General features: G+C 65.9%; 20 protein-coding genes, 1 other RNA gene and 1 pseudogene. 12 read left to right on the top strand and 10 right to left on the bottom strand.

Going from position 1 to position 26,537, the window contains the following annotated elements; genetic code table 11:
• Positions 1-31: 31 nt before the first annotated feature.
• A complete protein-coding gene (locus ACYVB7_RS02440) occupies positions 32-1,603 on the bottom strand; it encodes a cation:proton antiporter domain-containing protein (protein WP_460504958.1) in 1,572 nt (523 codons plus the stop codon).
• A gap of 177 nt (positions 1,604-1,780) precedes the next feature.
• Here ACYVB7_RS02440 and ACYVB7_RS02435 point away from each other — a divergent pair, with 177 nt between their 5' ends.
• The 3 genes from ACYVB7_RS02435 (at position 1,781) to ACYVB7_RS02425 (ending at position 5,360) form a co-directional block, all read left to right on the top strand.
• Positions 1,781-2,071 (top strand): hypothetical protein, encoded by a 291-nt coding sequence (locus tag ACYVB7_RS02435; RefSeq protein ID WP_460504957.1) that lies wholly within the window; start codon positions 1,781-1,783, stop codon positions 2,069-2,071.
• Positions 2,072-2,153: 82 nt separating this feature from the next.
• Entirely contained in the window at positions 2,154-4,127 is a 1,974-nt protein-coding gene (locus tag ACYVB7_RS02430; RefSeq protein WP_460504956.1) for a PhoX family protein, read from the top strand.
• A 246-nt stretch (positions 4,128-4,373) separates the two neighbouring features.
• Positions 4,374-5,360, top strand: coding sequence for a porin (locus ACYVB7_RS02425; RefSeq protein ID WP_460504955.1), 987 nt, complete (start codon positions 4,374-4,376; stop codon positions 5,358-5,360).
• Positions 5,361-5,493: 133 nt separating this feature from the next.
• Here the strand turns inward: ACYVB7_RS02425 and ACYVB7_RS02420 are convergent.
• From ACYVB7_RS02420 to ACYVB7_RS02410, 3 genes and pseudogenes are all read right to left on the bottom strand, one after another.
• A pseudogene (locus ACYVB7_RS02420) lies at positions 5,494-5,646 on the bottom strand (hypothetical protein); the annotation flags it as partial.
• A 94-nt stretch (positions 5,647-5,740) separates the two neighbouring features.
• Positions 5,741-8,119: a UvrD-helicase domain-containing protein gene (locus ACYVB7_RS02415; RefSeq protein ID WP_460504954.1), complete on the bottom strand. Its 2,379-nt coding sequence runs from the start codon at positions 8,117-8,119 to the stop codon at positions 5,741-5,743.
• Entirely contained in the window at positions 8,116-9,225 is a 1,110-nt protein-coding gene (locus ACYVB7_RS02410; RefSeq protein WP_460504953.1) for a GGDEF domain-containing protein, read from the bottom strand. Before ACYVB7_RS02410 ends, ACYVB7_RS02415 begins: the two co-directional genes overlap by 4 nt.
• Positions 9,226-9,495: 270 nt before the next feature.
• Here ACYVB7_RS02410 and ACYVB7_RS02405 point away from each other — a divergent pair, with 270 nt between their 5' ends.
• The 4 genes from ACYVB7_RS02405 to ACYVB7_RS02390 all read left to right on the top strand — a co-directional run bounded on the left by ACYVB7_RS02405 (position 9,496) and on the right by ACYVB7_RS02390 (position 14,126).
• A complete protein-coding gene (locus tag ACYVB7_RS02405) occupies positions 9,496-10,473 on the top strand; it encodes a guanosine monophosphate reductase (RefSeq protein ID WP_460504952.1) in 978 nt (325 codons plus the stop codon).
• A 110-nt stretch (positions 10,474-10,583) separates the two neighbouring features.
• The gene (locus tag ACYVB7_RS02400; RefSeq protein WP_460504951.1) at positions 10,584-11,300 is read left to right on the top strand and encodes a GntR family transcriptional regulator; all 717 of its coding nucleotides are present in this window, start codon (positions 10,584-10,586) and stop codon (positions 11,298-11,300) included.
• Positions 11,301-11,392: 92 nt separating this feature from the next.
• On the top strand, positions 11,393-12,295 hold the full coding sequence (locus ACYVB7_RS02395) for an NAD(P)-dependent oxidoreductase (protein ID WP_460504950.1): 903 nt from the start codon (positions 11,393-11,395) through the stop codon (positions 12,293-12,295).
• Between the two features lie 142 nt (positions 12,296-12,437).
• On the top strand, positions 12,438-14,126 hold the full coding sequence (locus ACYVB7_RS02390; RefSeq protein ID WP_460504949.1) for a response regulator: 1,689 nt from the start codon (positions 12,438-12,440) through the stop codon (positions 14,124-14,126).
• Between the two features lie 73 nt (positions 14,127-14,199).
• Here ACYVB7_RS02390 and ACYVB7_RS02385 read toward each other — a convergent pair whose 3' ends face one another.
• Positions 14,200-16,179 (bottom strand): DEAD/DEAH box helicase, encoded by a 1,980-nt coding sequence (locus ACYVB7_RS02385; RefSeq protein ID WP_460504948.1) that lies wholly within the window; start codon positions 16,177-16,179, stop codon positions 14,200-14,202.
• 546 nt (positions 16,180-16,725) lie between these two features.
• Between ACYVB7_RS02385 and ACYVB7_RS02380 the strand changes: the two genes are divergently transcribed.
• Together ACYVB7_RS02380 and ACYVB7_RS02375 are read left to right on the top strand one after the other, a co-directional pair.
• The gene (locus ACYVB7_RS02380) at positions 16,726-18,087 is read left to right on the top strand and encodes an O-acetylhomoserine aminocarboxypropyltransferase (RefSeq protein WP_460504947.1); all 1,362 of its coding nucleotides are present in this window, start codon (positions 16,726-16,728) and stop codon (positions 18,085-18,087) included.
• A gap of 98 nt (positions 18,088-18,185) precedes the next feature.
• Positions 18,186-19,028 carry an alpha/beta fold hydrolase gene (locus tag ACYVB7_RS02375; protein WP_460504946.1) on the top strand — a complete coding sequence of 281 codons (843 nt, stop codon included), beginning with the start codon at positions 18,186-18,188 and terminating at the stop codon, positions 19,026-19,028.
• 20 nt (positions 19,029-19,048) lie between these two features.
• Here ACYVB7_RS02375 and ACYVB7_RS02370 read toward each other — a convergent pair whose 3' ends face one another.
• Positions 19,049-20,305 carry a YihY family inner membrane protein gene (locus tag ACYVB7_RS02370; RefSeq protein WP_460504945.1) on the bottom strand — a complete coding sequence of 419 codons (1,257 nt, stop codon included), beginning with the start codon at positions 20,303-20,305 and terminating at the stop codon, positions 19,049-19,051.
• A gap of 83 nt (positions 20,306-20,388) precedes the next feature.
• On the opposite strand from ACYVB7_RS02370, the gene ACYVB7_RS02365 reads away from it, so the two are divergent.
• From ACYVB7_RS02365 to ACYVB7_RS02355, 3 genes are all read left to right on the top strand, one after another.
• A complete protein-coding gene (locus ACYVB7_RS02365) occupies positions 20,389-20,838 on the top strand; it encodes a DUF2069 domain-containing protein (RefSeq protein ID WP_460504944.1) in 450 nt (149 codons plus the stop codon).
• 27 nt (positions 20,839-20,865) lie between these two features.
• Positions 20,866-22,308 carry an FAD-binding oxidoreductase gene (locus tag ACYVB7_RS02360; protein WP_460504943.1) on the top strand — a complete coding sequence of 481 codons (1,443 nt, stop codon included), beginning with the start codon at positions 20,866-20,868 and terminating at the stop codon, positions 22,306-22,308.
• Positions 22,309-22,433: 125 nt separating this feature from the next.
• On the top strand, positions 22,434-23,780 hold the full coding sequence (locus tag ACYVB7_RS02355) for a dicarboxylate/amino acid:cation symporter (protein ID WP_460504942.1): 1,347 nt from the start codon (positions 22,434-22,436) through the stop codon (positions 23,778-23,780).
• A 56-nt stretch (positions 23,781-23,836) separates the two neighbouring features.
• Here ACYVB7_RS02355 and ssrA read toward each other — a convergent pair.
• From ssrA to ompA, 4 genes are all read right to left on the bottom strand, one after another.
• Positions 23,837-24,212: a transfer-messenger RNA gene (ssrA, locus tag ACYVB7_RS02350) on the bottom strand.
• 13 nt (positions 24,213-24,225) lie between these two features.
• On the bottom strand, positions 24,226-24,897 hold the full coding sequence (gph, locus tag ACYVB7_RS02345) for an HAD family hydrolase (protein ID WP_460504941.1): 672 nt from the start codon (positions 24,895-24,897) through the stop codon (positions 24,226-24,228).
• Positions 24,894-25,610, bottom strand: coding sequence for a bifunctional 2-polyprenyl-6-hydroxyphenol methylase/3-demethylubiquinol 3-O-methyltransferase UbiG (ubiG, locus tag ACYVB7_RS02340; protein ID WP_460504940.1), 717 nt, complete (start codon positions 25,608-25,610; stop codon positions 24,894-24,896). The genes gph and ubiG overlap by 4 nt, the downstream gene beginning before the upstream one ends.
• A gap of 83 nt (positions 25,611-25,693) precedes the next feature.
• A complete protein-coding gene (ompA, locus tag ACYVB7_RS02335) occupies positions 25,694-26,344 on the bottom strand; it encodes an OmpA family protein (RefSeq protein WP_460504939.1) in 651 nt (216 codons plus the stop codon).
• Positions 26,345-26,537 lie beyond the last annotated feature (193 nt).

Genomic DNA, 26,537 nt, shown 5'->3' with positions numbered 1-26,537 from the left:
GCGAAGGGCGCACCGGCGGGCGCTCCAACGGTCAGCGCCTGGCGGCCACCTGGGCCAGCACATGGTCGGCCATGTTGCGGGCCAGTTCCTGTTCGGCCACCCACGCGGCGGTCACGCCCTCCTGGCGGAGCAGGTCGGCCTCTTCGTCGCTGCGAGCACGCACCATCACCGACACACCGGGGTTCAGGGTGCGGGCCAACGTCATCACCTGGCGCAAGGCTTCCACCACCTCGCGGTTTTGATCGACCACCACCAGCGGCAACCCCGCCTCCCGCAAGTGCTGCGCCAGGCGCTGCCCCACGCGTCCGTGCCCCACCAGCACCACCGGGCGATTCAGAAGCTCCACGGGGGTGGATGCAGGCAGTTCGGCCAGACGGTCTGCGCGGTCCTGCAGGCGGCGGGCCCAAGCCCAGTGGGCCAGCAGCCAGGTGTGAACCGGCTCGATGGCGGCAAACATCAAGGCGTTGGCCGCGATGGACACCAGGGCAGCCGCCAGCACCAGGCTCTGCCCTTCGGCAGGCAACAGGCCCAGGCCCACGCCCAGACCGGCCAGGATGAACGAGAACTCGCCAATCTGCGCCAGGCTGGCCCCCACCGTCAGCCCGGTGTGCAGCGGGTAGCGGAACAGCAGCACCAGGCCCACGGCGGCCAGCGTCTTGCCCAGCACCACAATGGCCACCACCGCCAGCAGCTTGCCGGGGTGGGTCCAGAGCACCGCGGGGTCGAACAACATGCCCACCGACACAAAGAACAGCACCGCAAAGGCATCGCGCAGCGGCAGGGACTCGTCGGCGGCCCGGTGGCTGAACTCGGACTCGCGCATCATCATCCCGGCGAAGAAGGCCCCCAGCGCAAACGACACGTCGAACAGCTTGGCCGCCCCGAATGCCACCCCCACGGCAATGGCCACCACGCTCAGGGTGAACAGTTCGCGTGAGCCGGTACGGGCCACCAACCACAGCACCTTGGGCAACACGCGCCGCCCCACCAGCAGCATCAACACGATGAAGGCCACCACCTTGGCCAGGGTGATGGCGACCGTGATGCCCAGTCCACCGGCCGGCAACCCCACGCCCGACAACACCCCTGCCAACGCGGGTAGCAACACCAGCACCAGCACCATGACCAGGTCTTCCACCACCAGCCAGCCCACCGCAATCTGGCCGTGGATGGACTTCAGGATGCCCTGTGCCTCCAGCGCCCGCAACAGCACCACGGTGCTGGCCACCGACAGGCACAGCCCAAACACCACCGCGGCGCCCAGGCTCCAGCCCCACGCCTGCGCCAGCACCGTCCCCAGCGCCGTGGCCACGGCAATCTGCACCACCGCGCCGGGCACGGCGATGCGGCGCACCGCCATCAGGTCGTCCATGGAGAAATGCAGGCCCACGCCGAACATCAACAACATGACCCCGATTTCGGCCAGCTGACCCGCCAGACCCACGTCGGCCACAAAACCCGGCGTGGCCGGCCCCACCATCACCCCGGCCAGCAGGTAGCCCACCAGCGGCGGCATCTTCAGGCGCATGGCCAAGTAGCCCAGCACCAGGGCAAGGCCAAAGGCGGCGGCGATGGTGGCGATCAGGCTGACGTCGTGGGGCATGCGGGTGCAGTCCTTTCAGGATGGAACGGAAATGACCCGGGCTTGCGCACCCCGGTGTACCCGGTGGGAGCGCCCCAGCGCACAATGGTTCACCGGCCTGAAACGCTGCTGTCATCAAAAAACATCAGGGTTTACGCTAGCCTCGCCCGATCACCGACTTTCCCCACGGAACCCGCCATGCTCGCCATCAAGAAAGCCCGCAAACTCATCGCCGAAGACCCCACCAGCGCCGCCAGCCAAACCCTGGCCGATTTGGTGGTGGCCTTGGAAGCCCAGAAGGACTTCTCGCTGCATGCCTTGTACGAGCTGGACATGAAGCGTTTTGAGCTGGCGCTGGAGATCCTGAAGGAGTGGCGCCTGGACCGCTACTACGCCAGCAAATTGCGTCTGCTGGACGCCAGCGCCCAGGCCCTGGTGCTGGCACAGGCCGCCCATGCCGAGCCCCCCACAGAGCAGACACCCGGCTGAAAGCCACGCTTCAGGCACTTGTCACGGTCGTTTCACATGGATTCGCAACCATGGGGTTTTTCAACCTCTCCGAGCGAATCGAATGACCACCTCCCACGACACCTCCCGCCGCAACCTCCTGAAAATGCTCTCGGGCATGCCCATGCTGCCCATGGCCAGTACGCTGTCGGCCACCAGTGCGTTGCTGGCCGGTTGTGGCACCCTGACTGGCTGTGGCGGTGGTGACGCCATCACCGTCAGTGGCGTGAGCTTCAGCTCCATGGCGGCACCCACGCTGGCCAACCCTGCGGCCATGGCCACCACCACCGTGGGTTCGACCATGACAGTGAACTTCAGCGACAACACCAAGCTGGACTTCAAGCTGGCCTACCAGCCCTTCTTCATCACCGGCGACCTGGTGCCCAACGGCAAGGGTGGCACCACCCTGGCCGGCGGTTACTACGACATCAACAACCAGCCCATCCTGGACACCACGGTGCCCGGGGCCACCCGCCAGTTCTTCTCCGACTCGCCCGATGGCACCTCGCTGCTGAGCGTGGCCGGGGCCGACAAGGCCAAGCTGGGTGTGAGCGGCAACCCGGTGTTTGCCGTGGTGCAGTTCGAGTACACCACCTGGGCCCAGGACGGCAAGACCGACATGTACGGCAAGCTGCCCTCGCCCATCGCCGTGCTGACCCTGGACCAGAACCCCAACACCGGCAAGCTGACGCTGGTGAAGTACCACAACGTGGACACCTCCGCCGTCAACGGCCTGTGGATCACCTGCGGGGCCAGCCTGTCGCCCTGGGGCACCCACCTGTCCAGCGAAGAGTACGAGCCCGACGCCTTCACCGCCGCCTCCAACGCCCAGCTCAAGGCCTTCAGCAAGAACCTGTACGGGGACGAGACCAAGGCCAACCCCTACCACTATGGCCACCTGCCCGAAGTGACCGTCAATGCCGACGGCACCGGCTCCGTCAAGAAGCACTACTGCATGGGCCGCATCTCCCACGAACTGGTGCAGGTCATGCCCGACCAGCGCACCGTGTTCATGGGCGACGACGCCACCAACAGCGGCTACTTCGTCTTTGTGGCCGACAAGGAAAAAGACCTGTCCGCCGGCACGCTGTACGCCGCCAAGGTGGGCGCGGGCTTCTCGCTGAACCCCGCCGCCAGCCCGGCCCCGCTGACCTGGATCAAGCTGGGTTCGGCCACCAGCGCCGAAATCCGCGCCCTGGTGGACGGCGGCATCAAGGCCTCCGACATCTTCGACCTGCAAGCCGCCGACCCCAAGGACGCCAGCTACACCAAGGTCACCACCAACGGCAAGACCGAGTGGGTCAAGCTCAAGTCCGGCATGGCCAAGGCCGCCGCCTTCCTCGAAACCCACCGCTACGCCGCCTACCTGGGCGCCAGCCTGGGCTTCACCAAGATGGAAGGCACCACCGTCAACATCAAGGACAAGGTGGCCTACTCGGCCCTGCAGAACTGCCAAGACTCCATGGTCAAGGGCGGCAAGGGTTACACCGAAGGCAACGGCATTGCCCTGGACAAGGCCCTCAAGGCCGGTGCCGTGATGGCCCTCAACCTCAAGGGTGGCCAGAAGGACACCGCCGGTGCCGCCATCCACAGCGAATGGATGCCCGCCGACACCAAGGCGCTGCTGGTGGGTGAAGACATCGCCTCGGACGCCCTGGGCAACACCGCCAACCCCAACACCATCGGCAACCCCGACAACCTGAAGTTCTCGGAAAAGATGCGCACGCTGTTCATCGGCGAGGACAGCGGCCAGCACGTCAACAACTTCCTGTGGGCCTACAACGTGGACACCAAGGTGCTGTCGCGCATCATGTCCATCCCCGCCGGGGGTGAATCCACCGGCCTGCACGCCGTGGACGAACTCAACGGCTGGACCTACATCATGAGCAACTTCCAGCACGCAGGCGACTGGGGCAGCATCCACAACACCGTCAAGGCCACGCTGGACCCGTTGATCAAGGCCAACTACAAGAACAAGTTCGGCTCCGCCGTGGGCTACCTGACCGGTGAAGCCACCCAAGTCAAGCTGAGCCGCTGATCCCGCCCGTCACGCGGGGAACCACCCGAGCCGCAGCATCGTCTGCGGCTTTTTCGTCCGGATCGCCCACGTTCCACCGCTTGAAACCTTGTTGTTGATCCACAACGAAACACTGTGTTGCCGTGGAGCGTCACAACGGTTTCATTCAATTTGCTTTCAATCAGTCCACCCGACAGTTGTACGCTGCGGGTGCAGCACGCCGCAGGGCAACTGCTGCACTGAACCCACTCCCTGGAGAACCTACTCATGAACAAGAGCCTCATCGCTCTGGCCGTGCTGGCCGCCTCGTCGGCCGCCATGGCCCAATCCTCATCCTCCGTCACCCTGTACGGTCGCATCGACAACTCGGTGGGCAGCATCAAGGAACTGGGCAAGGGCAGCCAGTCCAAGATGTTCCATGGCGGCAACGGTGGTTTGACCACCTCCCGCTGGGGCCTGCGCGGCACCGAAGACCTGGGCGGCGGCCTCAATGCCGTCTTCAAGCTGGAGCAGCGCGTCAACACCGACACCGGTGAAATCCAGGCTCCCACGTTCAAGGCCGAAACCTCCGTGGGCCTGTCGGGCGGCTTCGGCAAGGTGGTGGCCGGTCGCATGACCACCGTGTACGACGACATCCGTGGCCTTGGCAACAGCAACAACCTGTGGGACTCGGCCTTCACCCCCGCTGCCAACGGCGTGTTCGGCTCCGGTGGTGATTACAGCAGCCGCTTCAACAGCCAGATCCGCTACGACACCCCGGTGATGGGCGGCGTCTACGGCGGCGTGTCTTACGCCTTCGAGCAGACCACGGGCAAGGGTGACAAGCTCGCCGCCCTGATGCTGGGCTACAAAGCCGGTCCCCTGAACGTGGCCCTGGCCTACCAGGACGAAAAGACCAAGGCCAAGTACACCACGCTGGCCGGTGCTTACGACTTTGGCGCGGCCGCCCTGTCGGCCGCCTACAACCACCGCAACGGTGCCACCGATGCCGCTGGCGACGACAACGAGTTCCAGATTGGTGTGAACGTGCCCGTGGGTGCCTTCAAGGTGTCGGCCGGCTATGCCAACAGCAAGACCAAAGTGTCCGGTGCCACCTCGGCCAAGGCCGATGGCTTCGCCCTGGGCGCCACCTACAGCCTGAGCAAGCGCACCACCCTGTACGCGGCCTACCGCACCCACAAGATCAAGAACGCCGTGGGCACCAAGACCGCCGACACGCAGCTGTACGCCGTGGGCATGCGCCACGACTTCTGATGCAACACTGAACGCCCCGCGGCAGCCTCGCCCGCCGCGGGCCACCCTGTTTCTCCAAGGTTGCACAGCCCTCTTGGGGGAGGTTGTGTTTTCCTTTTCAAGCCGTGACACCCGTCACGGCTTTTTTTACGCCTCACTCCACGGGCGTGAGCTTGGCCACCGCCAGCGCCAGCCACTTGACGCCGTGGCGCGGGAAGTTGATCTGAGCCCGGGCATCGGGCCCCGCGCCTTCCAGCGTCAGCACCTTGCCCTCGCCAAACTTGTTGTGGAACACCTTCTGTCCCACGGTGAAATCGGTGCCCCGCCCTTGCTTGGGCTCCAAGGCGGGGGCTGAAGATTCAGAAGAAAACTGACCTCTAGCGCTTGATGTACTTGAACTGTTAGCTCTTGAATAAGAAGCACCATACCCCCGACCTGCCGCGCCACCCGCGGCCCCACCGCCAGACCACCCACCCGCCCCCCCCCCAGCCGCCCAGGCCAGCGGAACCGCCCGGGCGCAGCCCGGCCAGTGCCCCGCCACTCTTGGGGGTGAGCCAGCGCAGGCATTCCTCAGGCAACTCGTCCAGAAAGCGGCTGCGCAGGTTGTAGCGCGTCTGCCCGTGCAGCAGACGGGTTTGCGAATGGGTGATGTACAGGCGCTGGCGGGCGCGGGTGATGGCCACGTACATCAGGCGGCGCTCTTCCTCCAGCCCGGCGCGGTCGGAGGCCGAGTTTTCGTGCGGGAACAGCCCCTCCTCCAGCCCGGTGATGAACACGCAATCGAACTCCAGCCCCTTGGCGGCGTGCACCGTCATCAACTGCACCGCGTCCTGTCCGGCCTGGGCCTGGTTGTCACCCGCCTCCAGCGCGGCGTGGGTGAGGAAGGCCACCAGGGGCGAGAGGGTTTCGCCGGTGTCCTCGGGCAAGGGAACCGGGGTCCCGTCGTCCCAGTTGCCCAGTTCGTCCCACGGGGCCTGTTGGGCTTGTTCGTTGGCCTCGGCCAGCGCGTCTTCGAAACTCAGGCCCTGACTGGCGGGGGACTGGCTCAGGGGTGGCCTCTGGGGCGGTTTTTGCCGCCCCGGGGCGGTGTCTTCCACCGGCAGGGCCACGGCGTCCCGGCCAAAGCCTTCCTGGGTGACAAAGGCTTCGGCGGCGTTGATCAGTTCCTCCAGGTTCTCCACCCGGTCGGCGCCGTCCCGGTCGTTGCGGAAATGCTCCAGCAGGCCCGATTGGTTCAGCACGGTCTGCACGATTTCGCGCAGGGTCTGGCCCTGGGTGGCCTCGCGCATCACGTCCAGCTTGGCCAGGAAGGCCGTGAGCCCGGCCCCCGCCCGCCCGGTGACGGCGCTGACCGCGTCCGACAGGGCGCAGCCGCTGCCGCGGGCCACGTCCTGCAACTGCTCGATGCTGCGCGCCCCGATGCCCCGGGGCGGGAAGTTGACCACGCGCAAGAAGCTGGTGTCGTCGCGCGGGTTCTCCAGCAGCCGCAGGTAGGCCAGGGCGTGCTTGATTTCGGCGCGCTCGAAAAAGCGCAGGCCGCCATACACCTTGTAGGGCACGCCGGCGTTCATCAGCGAGGTTTCCAACGCCCGGCTCTGGGCGTTGCTGCGGTAGAGCACCGCAATCTCCTTGCGGTCCAGCGGCGGGTATCCGCCCAGGCCGCGCACCAGCTGGCGGATTTCGTCCACCACCCAGCGGGCCTCGTCAAAGTCGGTGGGGCTTTCGAACACGCGGATGGGCTCGCCCGCGCCCTGGTCGGTGCGCAGGTTCTTGCCCAGGCGCTGGCTGTTGTGGGCAATGAGGTGGTTGGCCGAGTCCAGGATGTTGCTGTGGCTGCGGTAGTTCTGCTCCAGCTTGACCTGCTGCACCTGGGGAAACTCGCGCAGAAAGTCGGCCATGTTGCCCACCCGTGCGCCGCGGAAGGCGTAGATGCTCTGGTCGTCGTCCCCCACGGCCAGCACCGCGGTCTCGGGGCCCACCAGTTGCTTGAGCCAGGCGTATTGCAGCTTGTTGGTGTCCTGGAACTCGTCGACCAGGATGTGGCGGAAACGGCGCTGGTAATGCTCGCGGATGTCGGCGTGGTCGCGCAGCAGCTCGTAGCTGCGCAGCATCAGCTCGCCAAAGTCCACCACGCCTTCGCGCTGGCACTGGTCTTCGTAGAGCTGGTAGACCTCCACCTTTTTGCGCGTGTCGTCGTCGCGCACGGGCACGTCGGCAGGGCGCATGCCCTCTTCCTTGCACCCGGCAATGAACCACACCAGCTGCTTGGCCGGAAAACGTTCGTCGTCCACGTTGAACTGCTTGCACAGGCGCTTGACAGCGGACAGCTGGTCTTGGGTGTCCAGGATCTGGAAGGTTTGCGGCAGCCCGGCGGGTTTCCAGTGCGCGCGCAGCAGGCGGTTGCACAGGCCGTGGAAGGTGCCCACCCACATGCCGCGCACGTTGACGGGCAGCAGCGCCTGCAAGCGCACCAGCATTTCCTTGGCGGCCTTGTTGGTGAAGGTCACGGCCATCAGCCCGCCCGGGCCCACCATGCCCTGCTGCATCAGCCAGGCCATGCGGGTGGTCAGCACCCGGGTCTTGCCCGAGCCCGCCCCGGCCAGCACCAGCGCATGGGTCTGCCCCAGGGTGACGGCGGCCAGCTGCTCGGGGTTGAGGCCGCGCAACAGCCCCTCCCCATCAGCAGACGGGTGAGCTTGCAAGGGTGACGAGGGCGGGGAAAAAGAAGAAGGGTGGGAAGCCACTGGCGAGTGGCCGTCCTGGGCAGCGTGGGCGGTCATGCGCCGATTGTAGGAAGCCCCCCACCACTCACCACCACCCGGTTGCGGCCACCGGCCTTGGCCTGGTACATGGCCTCGTCGGCCTGCTGGCGCAGCAGCGGCAGGTTGGCGTCTGCCCCCCGCAGGGCGGCCACGCCGATGCTGGCCGTCACTGGCAGCCGCACGCCCCCGCCGATGTCGGGCTGGAGCCCCAGCACCCCCAGGCGCAGGGTTTCGGCCACCTGCTGGGCCCCCGCCAGGTCGGTGTCGGGCAGGAGGATGGCGAATTCCTCCCCACCCACCCGGCCCAGCACATCGGTCTGGCGCAGCTGGGCCGCCACCGCCTGGGCCACGGTGCGCAGCACCACGTCACCGGCGGCATGGCCGTGCTGGTCGTTGATGCGCTTGAAGTGGTCCAGGTCCACGAACAGCATGGCGCAATCCCCACCCTGGCGCTGCGCCAGGCGAATCAGCCGCTCGGCCTGGACCTCGAATGCGCGGGCGTTGAAGACGCCGGTCAGGTGGTCGTGCGAAGCCAGGTCGCGCAAGCGCTGGTTGGACTCGCGCATGCGCTGGTAGTACGACAGCGAGCGGTCCACGTACAGGTGGAAGAACACCGCCAGGTACAGCAAGGCCAGGCTGAGGGTGACCATGGCGGGGCCAGTGTAGGGCCGTGGGTTGAACGGGTTGCCCCACCACAGCAGCAACACGCTCACGCCCGTGGCCAGCGCCCCCACCCGCTGGCCCAACACGATGTAGACCCCCGGCACATTGACCATGAACCACAGCACCCGCAACTCGTCCTGCGGCACCCAGGCCCAGGCGGCCACGTACTCGGCCAGGGCGCAGGCCTGGTAAACCCAGGCCACGGGCATGAACAGGTGCTTGCGGCCACGCAACACCCCCCACAACACCAGAGACACCGTGGCAAACCCGGTCATGAAACCGATGTGCGGCCCTTGCAGCAGGTTGAACCCGGACACCACCCCCAGCAACACCAGCCACGTGACCACGGAGCCGGACAGCATCAGCCAGATCAGCAACCGGTACTGAAATTCGGCGTGCTCCTCGTCCGCGCTGAACCGCGGTGCGCCATACACCCAGCCCAACCCTCGTGTGTGTTTCACCAACGCTTGGCTCCTGTGTCAAACCCAAAACGTCCACTCTACGCCAGCGCACCTGGGCTGCATTGATGAAGATCACCCGGGCCCGGGCCGCTTCAGCCCCCGCCCGATCAGGAAACCCCACCCGAAAGCCAATGTGTATACAATCGCGCACCGGGCCCAAGTTTCTTGCGCCCGGTTTTTTTGTGCCGGGTCCAAGCCAAGCGCTCTTCAATTTTTGTAGCAGCTTGCGCTTTTCCATAAAGCGCCAAGTCCAACTTTGAGCGTGAAACCATGGAAATCTTCGACTACGACAACGTCCTGCTGCTGCCCCGCAAGTGCCGCGTGGAAAGCCGCGCCGAGTGCGATGCCAGCGTGGAACTGGGTGGCCGCCGCTTCCGCCTGCCCGCCGTGCCGGCCAACATGAAAACGGTGGTGGACGAGACCATCTGCACCTGGATGGCGCAGCACGGCTACTTCTACGTGATGCACCGCTTCGACCTGGACAACGTGGCCTTTGTGCGCCGCATGCAGGCGCAGGGTCTGTACGCCTCCATCTCGCTGGGCGTGAAGCAGCCCGACCGCGACACCGTGGACCGCCTGGTGGCCGAAGGCCTGGTGCCCGAGTACATCACCATCGACATTGCCCATGGCCATGCCGACAGCGTGAAGGCCATGATTGGCTACATCAAGGAACACCTGCCCGCCAGCTTTGTCATTGCGGGCAACGTGGGCACGCCCGAGGCGGTGATCGACCTCGAAAACTGGGGGGCGGACGCCACCAAGGTGGGCATCGGTCCCGGCAAGGTGTGCATCACCAAGCTGAAAACCGGCTTTGGCACCGGCGGCTGGCAGCTCAGCGCCGTGAAGTGGTGCTCGCGCGTGGCCACCAAGCCCATCATTGCCGACGGCGGCATCCGCAGCCACGGCGACATTGCCAAGAGCATCCGCTTCGGGGCCACCATGGTCATGGTGGGCTCGCTGTTTGCGGGCCACGAGGAAAGCCCGGGCAAGACGGTGGAAGTGGACGGCCAGCTGTACAAGGAGTACTACGGCTCGGCCAGCGACTTCAACAAGGGCGAATACAAACACGTGGAGGGCAAGCGCATCCTGGAGCCCATCAAGGGCAAGCTGGCGCACACCCTCATCGAAATGGAGCAGGACGTGCAAAGCTCCATCAGCTACAGCGGCGGCAAGAAGCTGATGGACATCCGCAAGGTCAACTACGTCATCCTGGGCGGCGACAACGCGGGTGAACACCTGCTGATGTGAGCCCCCGCTTTCCGCAGCACCCGTCAGGCCGCTCCATGCGGCCTTTTTTTTCGCCCCTGAAAGGCATGGCTCGCCCATCGGTGTATTCTGTATACAGAATCCAAAACACCATGACCGCCCCCCTCACCCGCCTCGACAGCAGCCCCGACCTGGTGGAACAGGTGCACCAGCGCCTGCTGGACGCCATCTGCGCCGGTCAACTGGCCCCGGGCACCCGACTGACGCAGGAAGAGCTGGCCGAGCAACTCTCGGTGTCACGCCAGCCCGTGATCCAGGCCTTGCGCCTGCTCAAGGCCGACGGGCTGGTGCAGGACGCCCCGGGGCTGCACGGCACCAAAGGCCGTGGCGTGCTGGTGGCCCCGCTGGACGCGGGCCTGATCAGGCACATCTACCAAGTGCGCAGCGCCCTGGATGCGCTGGCCGCCCGCCTGGCCGCTGAACGCCGCGTCGTGCTGGACCCGGCGCTGCTGGCCCAAGGCCGCCAGGCGGTGGCGCAAGCCGACGTGGCCGCCATGCTGAAAGCCGACCAGGCATTCCACCGCGCCATTTATGCCGCCAGCGGCAACCCGCTCATCGAGGGCAGCGCCATGCTGCACTGGACCCACATCCGCCGAGCCATGGGCCTGGTGCTGCAACATTCGTCGCTGCGCGCCTCGGTCTGGGACGAGCACGCGGCCATGGCCGACGCCATCGCCCGTGGCGATGTGCACGCCGTGACCCCGCTTGCCGTCCAGCATTGCGAACAGGCCGGTCAGCACCTGTGCGAGCAGATGTCGCACGTGCAGGTCCAGCCCGCCACCCCCCAGGTCAACTCCGTGGTTCCTTGAACCACTTGCACGCGGTCGCCCTGCCCGCGGGGCGACCGCCTTTTTACAAAACAAAATCGGCTCTACCGCTTGATTTGATTGAACAGTTTGCTATGTCTGAAGTAGTCAAAAACACCCCAGCCGACACCGTGGTGGCGGTGCTGGGCATCGGGCTGATGGGCCTGCCCATGGCACGCCGCTTGTGCGAAGCGGGTTACCGGGTGCGGGTGTGGAACCGCAGCCCGGCCAAGGCCCAGGCGCTGGTGGCGCATGGGGCCACCGTGTTCGACCACCCCGCCGATGCCGTGCGAAAGGCCGACGTGGTCATCACCATGCTGCAAGACGGTGCCGCTGTGCACGAGGTGTTGTTCCAGCGCGGCACCATCGACGGCCTGCGCCCGGGCACGCTGGTGGTGGACATGTCCTCCATCCAGCCCCGCGAGGCGCGGGACCACGCCTCGCGCTTGGCCGCTTTGCAGGTGGACTGCCTGGACGCCCCGGTGTCCGGCGGCACGGTGGGGGCCGAGGCGGGCACGCTGGCCATCATGGCCGGGGGCCGCAGCGCCGACTTTGAACGCGCCCGCCCCGTGCTGCAGGTGCTGGGTCGCCCCACCCACGTCGGGCCGCTGGGGGCTGGGCAGTTGGCCAAGCTGGCCAACCAAATGATTGTGGGCATCACCATCGGTGCGGTGGCCGAGGCCCTGCTGTTTGCCGCCCGTGGCGGGGCCGACATGGGCAAGGTGCGCGAGGCCATCACCGGCGGTTTTGCCGACAGCCGCATCCTGCAGGTGCACGGACAGCGCATGGTGGAACGCGACTTTGCCAAGCGCGCCGCCGTGACCGTGCAATTGAAAGACATGCGCAACGCCATGGCCACGGCCCAGGAAACCGGGTTTGACGCCCCCATCACCCAACTGTTTGCCCATCTGTTCGAACAGGCCACCGACCACGGCCTGGGCGACCTGGACCACTCTGCCCTGTTTGTGGAACTGGCCAGCCGCAACGGCATGACCTGAAACCGCCACCGTCCGTCAATGTCGTGGGGCCCCTGTGGGAAACGCCCATGGCGAGCAAGGGTATTTTTGATATGCTGCTCAAGACGTTGGGATGAATGCTGTCTGAACGCAATGCGCAGTGCAGCGCACAGAAAGGTGGACTTTGGCTGAACTGGATCCAGGCATCGCCGACTGTCGGGCTTTGGTGGTGGACGGCAACCCCACATCACGCAGTGTGATCGTGGCGCAGCTGCGTGACTTTGGCCTGGCCCAAGTCCAGCAGGCCAGCCGACCCAACGACGCGCGGCGCATGCTGGAGTTCCGCGAGTTCGACATCGTGTTGTGCGAACAACGCTTCCCCGACAGCAACTACTCGGGCCAAGAGCTGCTGGACGACTTGCGCCGGGCCCAGTTGCTGCCTTTCTCCACCGTGTTCGTGATGCTGACGGGCGAAGCCAGCTACGCCCAGGTGGCCGAAGCCGCCGAATCCGCCCTGGACAGCTACCTGCTCAAACCACACACCGCGGCCACCCTGGGGCAGCGCTTGCTGCACGCCCGCAAGCGCAAGCGCATCCTGGCCCCCATTTTCGAAGCCATTGAACAAAGCGACTTCGAAACCGCCGCCAAGATGTGCCTGGAGCGTTACAACGCTCGCCAGCACTATTGGTTGTACGCCGCCCGCATCGGGGCCGAATTGCTGCTGCGCCTCAACCGGGCCACCGAAGCCCAGCAACTGTTCGAAAGCATCCTGGCCCACAACGCCCTGCCCTGGGCCAAGCTGGGCGTGGCCCGTGCGGAGCTGGAAGAGGGGCACCCCACACAGGCCCTCATGACCCTGGAGGCCCTGTCGGCCGAACAACCGGGTTTTGCCGACGCCTACGACGTGATGGGCCGCATCCACGTGGACCAGGGCAACTTCGAACAAGCGCTCAAGGTGTTTCGCCAAGCCTGCGACGTCACCCCCAGCTCCATCGCCCGGCTGCAAAAGCGGGGCATGCTGGCCTTTTACATGGGCGAAAAGGAAGAAGCCGCCAAGGCGTTGGACCGCGCCACGCTGCTGGGCCTCACGTCCAAGATGTTCGACCACCAGTCGCTCATGCTGCTGACCTTTGCCCGCTACCAGATGCGGGACACGCAGGGCGTCAAGCGCTGCATCGACCAGCTGCAAACTGCCTTGGAGAAACGCGATTACCCGGTCCGGCTCAAGCGCTTCAAGACGGTGGCCGACACCCTGCTGCTGCTGATGAACCGCCAAGTGGCCGCCGTGGTGGCCCAGGTCAAGCAACAGGCCTCCGAACTGAAGTCACCCGACTTTGACGTGGAAGCCGCCTGCAACTTCATCTCGCTGATGACCGAGGTCACCCTGGCCGAGCTGTCGCTCGACCCCACCGTGGGTTGGCTGGAAACCCTGGCCGTGCGCTTCTGTTCCACCCGCAGCGTGACCGAGCTGATGGCCGGGGCCGCCGCACGGCATCCGCCTTTTGTGGAGCTGATGCACCAGGGCCACCAGAAAATTGGCGAGCTGGCCCAACAGTCCATGGCCCACGCCATTGCAGGCAACCCCCGGGCGGCGGTCAAGCTGCTCATCATGCACGGCGGCCAGACCCTCAACACCAAGCTGATGGACATTGCCCGCCTGACCGTGCAGCGCCACCACGCCCGCATCGAAGGGGCCGATGACCTGCAAGACATGGTGCAGACCCTGTTGAACAAATACGCCCCCTCGGCCACCACCCCGCCTCTGGGGCAGGCCAGTGGGCGCAGCGCCGGTGGGCTGTCGCTGCGCACCGCCGCCGAACAAGCCCAGGAACAAGCCGCCGCCGATCAGGCGGCCACCAACGAAACGGCCTGAAGCCGCTGCAACGCGACTTCAGGCCGAAGGGTGTGTGTGCATCAGTACCCCTCCCTCGGGGCACTGAGGTCAATCAACCGCGTGCGGGTGCACGGCGGCGGGGTGCCTCGAAACCGCTGCGCTCGCCTGCGGGCTTGCGGGGGCGGTGATCGGCACCAAAACCACGGCTGTCGCCACGGCCCTCGAAGCGCGAACCGGCAGGACGGCCTTGGCCCTCACCACGGCCTTCGAAACGGCCCTCAAAGCGCCCTTCGGGACGCCCCTCTGCACGGGCACCACCAGCGGCGGGGCGACGATCACCCGACGCGGCATGGTCGCCACCTGCACGCCAACCCTGGTGGGGGGCCTTGTCGGCACGGCCAAACCCGGCAAAGCCGCCGGGGCGGGCGGCACCGCGCTCGTGGTGGTGTGCTGGGCCATGGCCCACGCCGCGGCCATCACCGCGCACGTCGTGGCGGAAATCGGCACGGGGTTCGCCGCGGAAATCGCCACGCGGCTCGCCTCGCGGGGCGCCACGGCCTTCACCACGGAAATCACCGCGACCTTCGCCACGGCCCCCACGGTCGAAACCGCCGCGAGGAGCGCCGCGACCGGCAGGCGGACCACGACGGCCATCGCCCTGACCAAAGAACGAGCTGGGGAAGCGGCCCTTGGGCTCCAAGCCTTCCACCGTGGCCGTTTTCAGCGGCTGCTGGGTGTGGTGCTCGATGTCGGCAATGCGGCGACGGTCGCGGAACTCGGCAAAGGTGATGGCCAGGCCATCGCGACCGGCACGGCCGGTGCGGCCGATGCGGTGGGTGTAGTCCTCGGCCTTCATGGGCAGGCCGAAGTTGAACACGTGGGTGATGGTGGGCACATCAATGCCGCGGGCCGCCACGTCGGTGGCCACCAGGATCTGCACCCGACCATCGCGCAGCGCAGCCAGACGGCGGTTGCGCATGCCTTGGCTCAGGGCACCGTGCAAGGCCACGGCCGAGAAGCCGACTTGCTGCAGGTCCACGGCCAGTTCGTCGCACTCGACCTGGGTGCAGGCAAACACGATGGCCTGGTTGATGGTGGTGTCACGCAGCCAGTGGTCCAGCAGGGCCCGCTTGTGCTGCGGGGTGTCGGCCCAGTACAGGCTTTGGGTGATGTTGGCGTGTTTTTCCTGCGGGGTGGCGATTTCCACCTTCTTCACGTGGGCGCCGTTGTCGTGCATCACGCGCATGGCCAGTTGCTGGATGCGCGGCGCGAAGGTGGCGCTGAACATCATGGTCTGCTGGCGCTGGGCGGTCAGGCGGTTGATTTCGGCCAGGTCATCGGCAAAGCCCAGGTCAAGCATGCGGTCGGCTTCGTCCATCACCAGGAAGCGCACTTCGTTCAGCTTGAGCTGACCGGCACGCTCCAGGTCCAGCAGACGGCCCGGCGTGGCCACCACCAGGTTGGCGTTTTGCAGCTTGGCCACCTGCATCTGATAGGGCATGCCACCCACCACGTTGGCGATGCGCAGGCCGCGGCAGTGGCGCACCAGGTCGATGGCGTCGTTGGCCACCTGCTGAGCCAGTTCGCGGGTGGGGCACACCACCAACGCGCCCGGCACGGCGGGCTTGAAGTTGCGCGGGTCAATGGGGTTCTTGCGACGGGGACGCTTGGGGGCGGCTTCGCCCTTGGCGGCGGCTTCGGCGCAGGCTTTGTCAAACGCCTCTTTTTCGGCCCGGGCTTCTTCGTCCTGCATGGCCAGCAGGGTGTGCAGCACCGGCAGCAGGAAGGCGGCGGTCTTGCCGCTGCCGGTCTGGCTGGACACCATCAGGTCGGCGTAGCCTGAGCCCGTGGCGCCGCTGCGCTGCGAAGGATTCAGGGCAAAGGGGATGGTGGCGTTTTGAACGGCGGTGGGCTCGGTGAAGCCCAGGTCGGCCACCGCTTGCAGCAGCTCGGGCGCCAAACCCAGCAACTCGAAGCCGTTGGGGCCTGCGGGCGCTTCGGTGTCGCTCACGCTGGCGATTTCGGCCGCGGTGGGAATGGAAAAGTCGGCCTCGGGCAGTTCAGCGTCGATGGCAGGAGAAAAATCATTCATGGGTCAAATCCAAGTGCGCCTGTTGGGCGCACAGCATCCGAGCAAAGCGGATGGAAGTCCGAAAGAAAACCACCCCGTGCGCCAGCAAAAAAGGGCACAAAGGTGGACGGCACGCACAGGTCAGACAGACTTGCACGGCCAGAGGGCGGACCGCCGGAGCTTCGTTCGTGGTTCAAAAAACATCAACCACTCAACGAAATCGCACCAGAATCGGCGCCCCCTTGAATGGGGCCATGACGTGGCTCGCGATTGGCTGTTGCTGAACCGGGTCCACTGCGGAAAACCTTGTCACCAAGATTGCCGAAGGCCGGATCAGAAGCCGTAGATGTGAGGTAGATGCACAAAACTGTGCCTTTTGAGCACAGCCCGCTATTCTACATCGGAAGCAGCCCTTCAACATGAAAAACTTGAAACCTTGTCACCCACCCCGGCCCCTTCGCCGGTCTGGCGCGTGTTGGACAGGGAGCCCACCGCACTTCCCCGATTGACGTAACGTCAACGCACGCTAACCTCGCGGGTTTCGACCTTCCCGCAGGAACGCCTTTCATGCCCGGATATTCCGACCCCGGTTTCGACACCCTCACCCTCCACGCCGGGGCCGCCCCGGACCCCGCCACCGGCGCACGCGCCGTGCCCATCCACCTGACCACGTCGTTCGTGTTCGAGTCCAGCGACCAGGCCGCGTCGTTGTTCAACCTGGAGCGCGGCGGCCATGTGTACAGCCGCATCAGCAACCCCACCAACGCCGTGCTGGAGCAGCGCGTGGCGGCGCTGGAAGGCGGCATTGGCGCCCTCACCGTGGCCAGCGGCCAGGCCGCGCTGCACCTGAGCGTGGCCACGCTGATGGGCGCAGGCGGCCACATCGTGGCCAGCACCGCGCTGTACGGCGGCAGCCAGAACCTGCTGCACTACACGCTGCGCCGCTTTGGCATTGAAACCACCTTTGTGCAGCCCGGCGACATCGACGGCTGGAAGGCCGCCGTGCGCCCCAACACCCGGCTGTTTTTTGGCGAAACCGTGGGCAACCCCGGACTGGACGTGCTGGACATCCCCACCGTGGCGCAAATCGCCCACGAGGCCGGGGTGCCGCTGCTGGTGGACAGCACCCTCACCACGCCCTGGCACATGAAGCCGCTGGAGCTGGGGGCAGACTTGGTCTACCACTCGGCCACCAAGTTCCTCAGCGGGCACGGCACGGTGATTGGCGGCGTGGTGGTGGACAGCGGCAGCTTCGACTGGGCCGCGGCCCACGCCAAGACCGGCAAGTTCGAGGAACTGGCCGCACCCTACGACGGGTTTCACGGCATGAACTTCTCGGAAGAAAGCACCGTGGGTGCCTTCCTGCTGCGCGCCCGCCGCGAGGGCCTGCGCGACTTTGGTGCCTGCCTGTCGCCCCACAGCGCCTGGCTGATTCTGCAAGGGCTGGAAACCCTGCCGCTGCGCATGGAACGCCACATGCGCAACACCGAGCGTGTGGTGCAGTTCCTGGCCAGCCACCCGCTGGTGAGCCGCGTGGGCCACCCCCTGCTGGAAAGCCACCCCAGCCACGCCCTGGCCAACAAGCTGTTGCGCCATGGGGCGCTGGGCGCGGGTTCGGTGTTCAGCTTCGACATCCAGGGCAGCCGTGCCCAAGGCCGCGCCTTCATCGAGAACCTGAAGATCTTCAGCCACCTGGCCAACGTGGGCGATTGCCGCAGCCTGGTGATTCACCCCGCCAGCACCACCCACTTCCGCATGAGCGACGAGGCGCTGAAGGGTGCGGGCATTGGCCCCGGCACCATCCGCCTGTCCATCGGGCTGGAAGACGCCGACGACCTGATCGACGACCTCAAACGTGCGCTCAAGGCCGCAGAGAAAGCGGCAGACAAGGCCCCCGCCCCTGCCGCGCCCGCCGCGCCCAGCGCATGACGCCACACGGCCCCATGCACGCCCCCAAGAACACTTCAAAAATCATAGCTGCTTGCGCTTACATAAAAAGCGCCAGAGTCCAATTTCTCTTGTGAACCATGAACATCTCGCTCGGTGACCATTCGCTGTACGCCTACACCGGCGGCAAGCCCTTCAACCCGGCGCAGCCCACGGTGGTCTTCATCCACGGCGTGCTCAACGACCACAGCGTGTGGATCCTGCAAAGCCGCTTTTTCGCCCACCACGGCTGGAACGTGCTGGCCATCGACCAGCCCGGCCATGGCCGCAGCGGCGGCCCGGCCCCGAAAAGCGTGGCGGAAGCTAGCGCCGCCGTGGTGGCGCTGCTGGACGCGCTGGGGGTGAGCCAGGACGGCAAAAAGACGGCCTTGGTGGGCCACAGTTTTGGCTCGCTGATTGCGTTGCACACCGCGGCGCAACTGTCACAAACCGCACCAGACCGCGTGAGCCACCTGGTGATGGTGGGCACGGCGTTTCCCATGCGGGTGTCGCCCGCGCTGCTGGACGCGTCGCTGAATCAGCCGGAAAAGGCCATTGCCATGGTCAACACTTTTTCGCACAGCACGCTCAGCCCCCCACCTTCGGCCCTGGGGCCGGGCACCTGGCTGTACGGCGGCTCTCGGGCGCTGATGCGCCGCGTGCTGGCCAGCAACCCGGCCGAAAACGTGTTCCACACCGGCTTTTCAGCCTGCGACCGCTATGCCGACGGCGAGACCGACATGGCCCAGGTGCGCTGCCCGGTGCAGTTCATTCTGGGTGAACGCGACCAGATGACACCCCCCAAAGCCGCGCACAGCCTGGTCAAGGCCGCCCGGGCCGCGGGACTGAACGTGGACGTGGCCACCGTGCCCGCCGGCCATTCACTCATGACCGAAGCGCCGGAGGAAACCCTGGCGGCCCTGCGGCGGTTCCTGGGGGCCTGAGAGGCTGATCGGCCCCCGCCTCACAACACCCCGTGCAGCAGGGTGTCACGCCACAGGGCGCGGCCCCACAACTTGGACGTGACCGGCCCCTCGGGCAGCAGCAACCGCTCCACCAACGGGGCCAGCGGCGTGTGCAAGGGGTCGGTCAGCAGCACAAAACGCTGCTCGTCCTCGTCCAGCCGCCCCACCCAGTCCAGCGACAGCAGCACCTCCAGCGGCTCTTCCAGCTGCAGGTCGTCCACCTGCAACTGGCGCGACAGGGCTTCCAGCGTCAGGCCATGGCCGTCGGCCTGGCTGCGCCGGGCTTGCAGCGCCCCCACCACCTCCAGCGCCAGCTGGAACGACCAGCCGGGCGTGCCCCCCCGTCGCTTGACCCCCGCCAGCAGGCTGGGCAGGTAGGCGGTGATGACCGCCCCCAGCAGCACGATGACCCACATCAGGTAGATCCACACCAGCAGGATGGGCACCGTGGCAAACGCGCCGTACACCGCCGAGTAGGTGGGCACCTGCGCCACATACCAGCCCAGCAGGCGCTTGGCCAGCTCGATGCCCACGGCCACAAACACCCCGCCCATGGCCGCGTGTTTCCACTTGACGTGGGTGTTGGGCACCTGGCGGTACAGCAGGATCGTGCCAGCGGCCACCAGCACAAACTCCAGCAGATCGAACGCCAGCCGCACGCCCCCGGGCAAGGCCCCCACCAGGCCGCGGTTGGCCGAAATGGCGTACGAGGTCATGGACACGCTGGCCCCCAGCAGCAGCGGCCCCAGCGTCAGCACCGCCCAGTACACCAGCACCCGTTGCGCCAACGGGCGCGAGCGGCGCACGCGCCAGATGTCGTTGAGCTTGCGGTCGATGGTCAGGATCAGCGCCAGCGCCGTGAAGAGCAGCACCGCCGCGCCGGTCCAGCCCAGTTGGCCCGCCTTGCCGGCAAACTGGTTGAGGTAGGTCAGCACCGGCTTGGCGATGGTGTCGGGCACCAGGCTGTCCACCAGCCACTTCTGCAGCCCGGCCTGCATGCGCCCGAACATGGGAAACGCGCTGAAGATGGCCAGACCCACGGTGAACAGCGGCACCAGCGAGATGATGGTGGTGAAGGTCAGGCTGCTGGCGGTCACGCCCAGGCGGTCTTCGCGGAAGCGTTCGCGCAGGGTCAGGGCCGTGGTCAGCCAGGGAAACACCCGCAGCGCAGCCCACAGTTCCCGGGCCTTGTCGCTGGCCCGGCCCACGGCGCGGGGCAACCAGGGAGACTCGGGCGGGGGGTTGAGCAGCTTCATGCCGCTATCATGCCAGCGCCCTGCCACCCCGGCCTTTGCCGAGCACCGTCGTGCTCTGCCGTCTCTGTGGCCCGCTTTGTCCCATGTTGCCCCCTGCCCCGTCCACGCCCCCCGGCGCTTCGCCCCAGCCTTCTTCCGCGCCCCAGCCTGCGCCGCGCCACGCGCCGCCGCCCTCGGTGGGCTGGACCCGCGTGGCCGCGGTGGGCAGCCTGCTGGGCCTGATCGTGCTGGGCTTGGCGTGGGAGCTGTGGCTGGCCCCGGTGCGCCCCGGCGGCAGCTGGCTGGCCATCAAGGTGCTGCCACTGTGCATCCCGCTGACGGGCCTGCTCAAGCACCGCATGTACACCTACCGCTGGCTGAGCCTGCTGGTGTGGATCTACTTCACCGAAGGCGTGGTGCGCGCCTGGAGCGACCGCCCCCCCGGCCAATGGCTGGCCGGGCTGGAAGTTGCGCTGTGCCTGGTGTTGTTTGCCGCCTGTGCGGCCCACGTCAGGCTGCGACTTTTTCAAGCAAAAAATGCATCTAGCGCTTGATTTAAAAGCGCAAGCAGCTATCAAATCATGAGCAACCACCCCACCCCCTTGCTGTCCGAACTGATGCACTGCGTGGGCGTGGCCCATGTGCTCACCCACGACGACCCGGCCACCGACCTGTCGGCCTGGGAGCAGGACTGGCGCAAACGCCAGAAAGGCCGGGCGCTGGCGGTGGTTCGGCCGGGCAGCACCGCCGAGGTGGCGGCGGTGGTCAAGGCCTGTGCGGCGGCAGGCGTGTCCATCGTGCCGCAAGGTGGCAACACCGGCCTGGTGGTGGGCGGCGTGCCCGACCTCAGCGGCACCCAGGTGGTGCTGAGCCTGCAACGCCTGAACCGCATCCGCAGCCTGGACACGGCCAACCTCACGCTGGTGGCCGAAGCCGGTTGCGTGCTGCAAACCGTGCAAGAAGCCGCTGATGCCGCGGGCTTCCTCTTCCCCCTGAGCCTGGCCGCCGAGGGCAGCTGCACCATTGGCGGCAATTTGGCCACCAACGCCGGGGGCACCCAGGTGGTGCGTTACGGCAACGCCCGCGACCTGTGCCTGGGCCTGGAAGTCGTGACCGCCCAGGGCGAGGTGTGGGAGGGCCTGTCCGGCCTGCGCAAGGACAACACCGGCTACGACCTGCGCCACCTGTACCTGGGCAGCGAGGGCACGCTGGGCATCATCACCGCCGCCAGCCTGAAGCTGGTGCCCCGGCCCGCGGCGCAGCTCACGGCCTGGGCCGCGGTGCCCACGCTGGAATCCGCCGTGGCCCTGCTGGGCCTGGCGCACCAGCGGCTGGGCGCGGGCCTCACCGGCTTTGAAACCATGGGCCAGTTTGCCCTGGGCCTGGTGGACAAACACTTCAAACACCTGCGCGTGCCACTGTGGACAGACACGCCCTACTGCGTGCTGCTGGAAAACAGCGACCACGAAAGCGAAGCCCACGCCCGCACCCAGTTCGAAACCTTGCTGGAACACGCCTTTGAACATGGCCTGGTGACCGACGCCGTGGTGGCCGAGAACCTGAGCCAGGCCCACCAGCTGTGGCACATCCGCGAGAGCATTCCGCTGGCCCAGACCGAAGAGGGCCTGAACATCAAACACGACATTTCGGTGCCCATCTCGCGCATCCCGGCCTTTGTGACCCAGGCCACCCAGGCGCTGGAAGCCGCCATTGCGGGCGTGCGCCTCGTCAACTTCGGCCACCTGGGCGATGGCAACCTGCACTTCAACGTGCAGGCCCCCGAGGGGGAAGACCCCGCACGTTTCCTGCGCGAGCGCGAGGACGAGGTCAACCACATCGTTTACGACGCCGTGGCCGCCCACCACGGCAGCATCAGCGCCGAACATGGCATTGGCGGCCTGAAGGTGGACACCCTGCCCCGCTACAAGTCCGCCGTGGCGCTGGACCTGATGGCCCGCATCAAACAGGCGCTGGACCCGCAGGGCACGCTCAACCCCGGGCGGGTGGTGCGCACCCACCGCTGACGCCCTGCCACGCCTTGGCGCGGGCCGCACTGTGGAAACCCACAACCCCCGGTGTGGGTAGCCACACGCCCGGCGGCGTGTTCATTCCCTAGGCTACGGGTCTTTCTCCATGCCTTGAGGTCCCGATGTCCACACCCGCCTCCTCCCGCCGTCCTTTGTACAAATCGCTGTACGCCCAGGTGTTGTTCGCCGTGTCCATCGGCGTGTGCCTGGGGCATTTCTACCCCCAGCTGGGTGCCGACATGAAGCCGCTGGGCGATGGCTTCATCAAGCTCATCAAGATGATCATCGCCCCCATCATCTTCTGCACGGTGGTGGTGGGCATCGCTGGCATGGAGGACATGAAGAAGGTCGGCAAGACGGGCGGCCTGGCCCTGCTGTACTTTGAAGTGGTGAGCACCATTGCGCTGGTGGTGGGCCTGGTCATCGTCAACCTGGTGCAGCCCGGCAGCGGCATGCACGTGGACCCCGCCACGCTGGACACCAAGGGCATTGCCGCCTACACCGCGCCGGGAAAGATGCAAGGCACCGTGGACTTTCTGCTCAACGTGATTCCCACCTCGGTGGTGGACGCGTTTGCCAAGGGCGAGATCCTGCAGGTGCTGCTGTTCTCGGTGCTGTTCGGTTTTGCGCTGCACAAGTTCGGTGGCCGCGGCACGCTGGTGTTTGACTTCATCGAACGCTTTTCGCACGTGTTGTTCGACATCGTGGGCATCATCATGAAGGTGGCCCCCATCGGTGCCTTCGGGGCCATGGCCTTCACCATCGGCAAGTACGGCATCGGGTCGCTGTTCTCGCTGGGCAAGCTGATGGGCACCTTCTACCTGACCTGCCTGGTGTTCATCCTGGTGGTGCTGGGCATCATCAGCCGCCTGCATGGCTTCAGCGTGGTGAAGTTCATCAAGTACATCAAGGAAGAGCTGCTGATCGTGCTGGGTACCTCGTCATCGGAATCGGTGCTGCCCCGCATGATGGAAAAGCTGGAAAACCTGGGTGCCCGCAAATCGGTGGTGGGCCTGGTGATCCCCACCGGCTACTCGTTCAACCTGGACGGCACCTCCATCTACCTGACCATGGCCGCGGTGTTCATCGCCCAGGCCACCGACACGCCCATGACCTTGGTGCAGCAGCTCACGCTGCTGGCGGTGCTGCTGCTCACCTCCAAAGGCGCGGCAGGCATCACCGGCAGCGGGTTCATTGTGCTGGCGGCCACGCTGTCGGCCGTGGGAGGCATCCCGGTGGCGGGTCTGGCGTTGATTTTGGGCATTGACCGCTTCATGTCCGAGGCCCGCGCCCTCACCAACCTCATTGGCAACGGCGTGGCCACCCTGGTGGTGGCCAAATGGACGGGCGACCTCGACATGGAACGTCTGCAAAAAGGCCTGAACCAGGAAACCTGGGAAGAAGCCCAGGAGCCCGAAGTGCTGCTGGACCAGCAACAGACCACCATGGCCACGGGGTCGGCCCGCTGACAGGACTGAGCGCCCAGAAAAAAACCCAACCGCAAGCGGTTGGGTTTTTTTGTGTTTGGTGGAGCTGGGCGGAGTCGAACCGCCGTCCACAAGCCATTTTCGCGTGGTTCTACATGCGTAGTCGTCTGGTTTGGATCTCGTCAGGGACGACGCGCAGCGACACGCTTCGTCCCCAACCAGTTACCTTGAATCTCGCTGACCACCAAGTAACCCGATGGTCAGCCAGTCAATGAAGATTCCCTTGCAGCCGGGAGGCTTTGCAGCCCCCTTGCCCAGCCCACTGACAGGCTGTTGCAAGGCTCACCGGATTAAGCGGCGAGTGCGAAACGTTCGTCGTTTGCAGTTACTTTGTTTTCTGCGGTTTAACGAGGTGACAGAACCTCGGCATGCCCCACTGCGCGTCCGAACCCATGTCGAAACCAGTGCAGCCCCTGAGCCCGACAGTTTAAGCCAGTTCCAGGCATTTCAAGACCCCCAGGGGATCTTTCACCACATGATTGGCCTGCCACACCTGGATGTCGGTCTGCGCCCCCAGGTAGCCGTAACAAGCGGCCACCGTCCGCATGCCCGCGGCGCGTCCAGCCACGATGTCGCGCTCGTCATCGCCCACATACACGCAGTGTGTGGGGTCAACCCCCAGACGCCGTGCGGCTTCCAGCAGCGGTGCCGGGTGCGGCTTGGGATGGGGGGTGGTGTCCCCGCCCACCACCACCTGCGCCCCGCTCAACACCGGCAGCCAACGAACCAGGGGCAAGGTGAAGCGCTCCATCTTGTTGGTCACGATGCCCCAGGGCAGCCCCCGGGCTTGCAGGGCAGCCACCAATTCAGCCACGCCGTCAAACGCCTGGGTGTGGGTGGTCATGCCCAGCTCGTAGTTGCGCAGGAACTCGTCCTTGTGGGTTTCGTAGGCGGCATGCTCCGGGGTCATGTCAAAGGCAATGCCCAACATGCCCCGAGCCCCGGCCCCGGCCATGGGGCGGTAGGCCTCCACACCCAGCGGGGCCAGGCCACGGTCGGTGCGCATCTTGTCGGCGGCAGCCCCCAGGTCAGGGGCGCTGTCGATGAGGGTGCCATCCAGGTCAAACAAGACCGCAGCGGCGGTGCGGCGGCCCGTCATGCTGCAACCGGTCGCCGCGTGGCCACCATGTAGTTGACGGAGGTGTCGGCACTCAGCCAATACCGCCCCGTGAGGGGGTTGTGCTCCAGCCCCTTCATGCCGTCCACCACCAGCCCCGCGGCGCGGCAATGCGCGGTGAGTTCGCTGGGGCGAATCATCTTGCCGTATTCGTGTGTGCCTTTGGGCAGCATGCCCAGCACGTACTCGGCCCCCACAATGGCCAACAGGAACGACTTGGCGTTGCGGTTGATGGTGGAAAAGAACACCCACCCACCGGGCTTGACCAGGCGCTGACACGCCGCGACGACCGATGCGGGATCGGGCACGTGTTCCAGCATTTCCATGCAGGTGACCACATCAAACTGCCCGGCTTGCTCAGACGCCAGCTGTTCGGCACTGACTTCGCGGTAATTGACGTTGGGTGTACCCACTTCCAAGGCATGCAACCGGGCCACGCCCAGCGCCTTGGTGGACAAATCCACCCCCAGCACCTGGGCACCGGCTTTGGCCATGGCATCGGACAGGATGCCGCCGCCACAGCCAATGTCCACCACGTTCAAGCCGTTCAAGGGCACGTGTTGCTGAATCCAACCCAGGCGCAAGGGGTTGATTTGGTGCAGGGGCTTGAATTCGCTGTCCGGGTCCCACCAGCGGTGGGCCAGTTCGGAAAATTTGGCCACTTCAGCCGGATCGACATTGACGGTGTGAGACATGGCGGAATTGTGTCTGTGAGTGAAACGTACAGACAACAAAAAACCGCGCCGAAGCGCGGTTTTTTGTTGCGGTTGCAGACCGATCACTTGTTGGGACGGGTGCCCACCACTTCGATCTCAACGCGGCGGTTCTTGGCGCGACCAGCCTTGGTCTTGTTGTCGGCCACGGGCTGGGCTTCGCCCTTGCCTTCGGTGTAGACGCGGTTCTTTTCGATGCCCTTGGACACCAAGTAGGCCTTGACGGCTTCAGCGCGCTTGACAGACAGCTTCTGGTTGTAACCGTCAGCGCCCACGGAGTCGGTGTGGCCCACGGCGATCACGACTTCCAGGTTGATGCCCTTGACCTTGCCAACCAGATCGTCCAGCTTGGCTTTGCCTTCGGGCTTCAGCACGGCCTTGTCGAAGTCGAAGAAGGCGTCGGCGGCGTAGGTCACCTTGGAAGCGGCGGCAGGTGCAGCAGCGGGAGCGGCGGCGGCAGGAGCAGCAGCGGGAGCAGCAGCAGGCGCAGGAGCGGCAGCGGGTGCTTCAGCAGGCTTGGCCACGATGGCGCCGTCGCAGCCTTGGGCAGCGGTGGCAGGGGTCCAGAAGGCATCACGCCAGCACAGTTCGTTGGTGCCGTTTTTCCACACCAGCTCGTTGGAGCCGTTTTTCCAGTTGTCAACGGTTTGAGCACCGGCGGCCGATGCCAGAACGGCCGACGCGAACAGCACTGCCATTTTGTTCAGTTTTTTCATGGGATTCCTCTGTGTGAAAGCCGCAGACACCTGCGATGGATGATGAGTTCCGTACGTTCCAAGCCTCACCCCGGAACGATGCCATTCATTCTGCCACAAGCCCTGTGCCGCATCGGAACGCCCGGACACAGCGATTTACACAGCTGCAACACAGTCCGCAAACATGTTGCCACCAAGCAACAACCCGTGGTTT

It is taken from the genome of Hydrogenophaga soli (genome assembly GCF_054777695.1).
The sequence above is the reverse complement of the archived record's forward strand: the minus strand, read 5'-3'. Positions and strand labels throughout refer to the sequence as shown.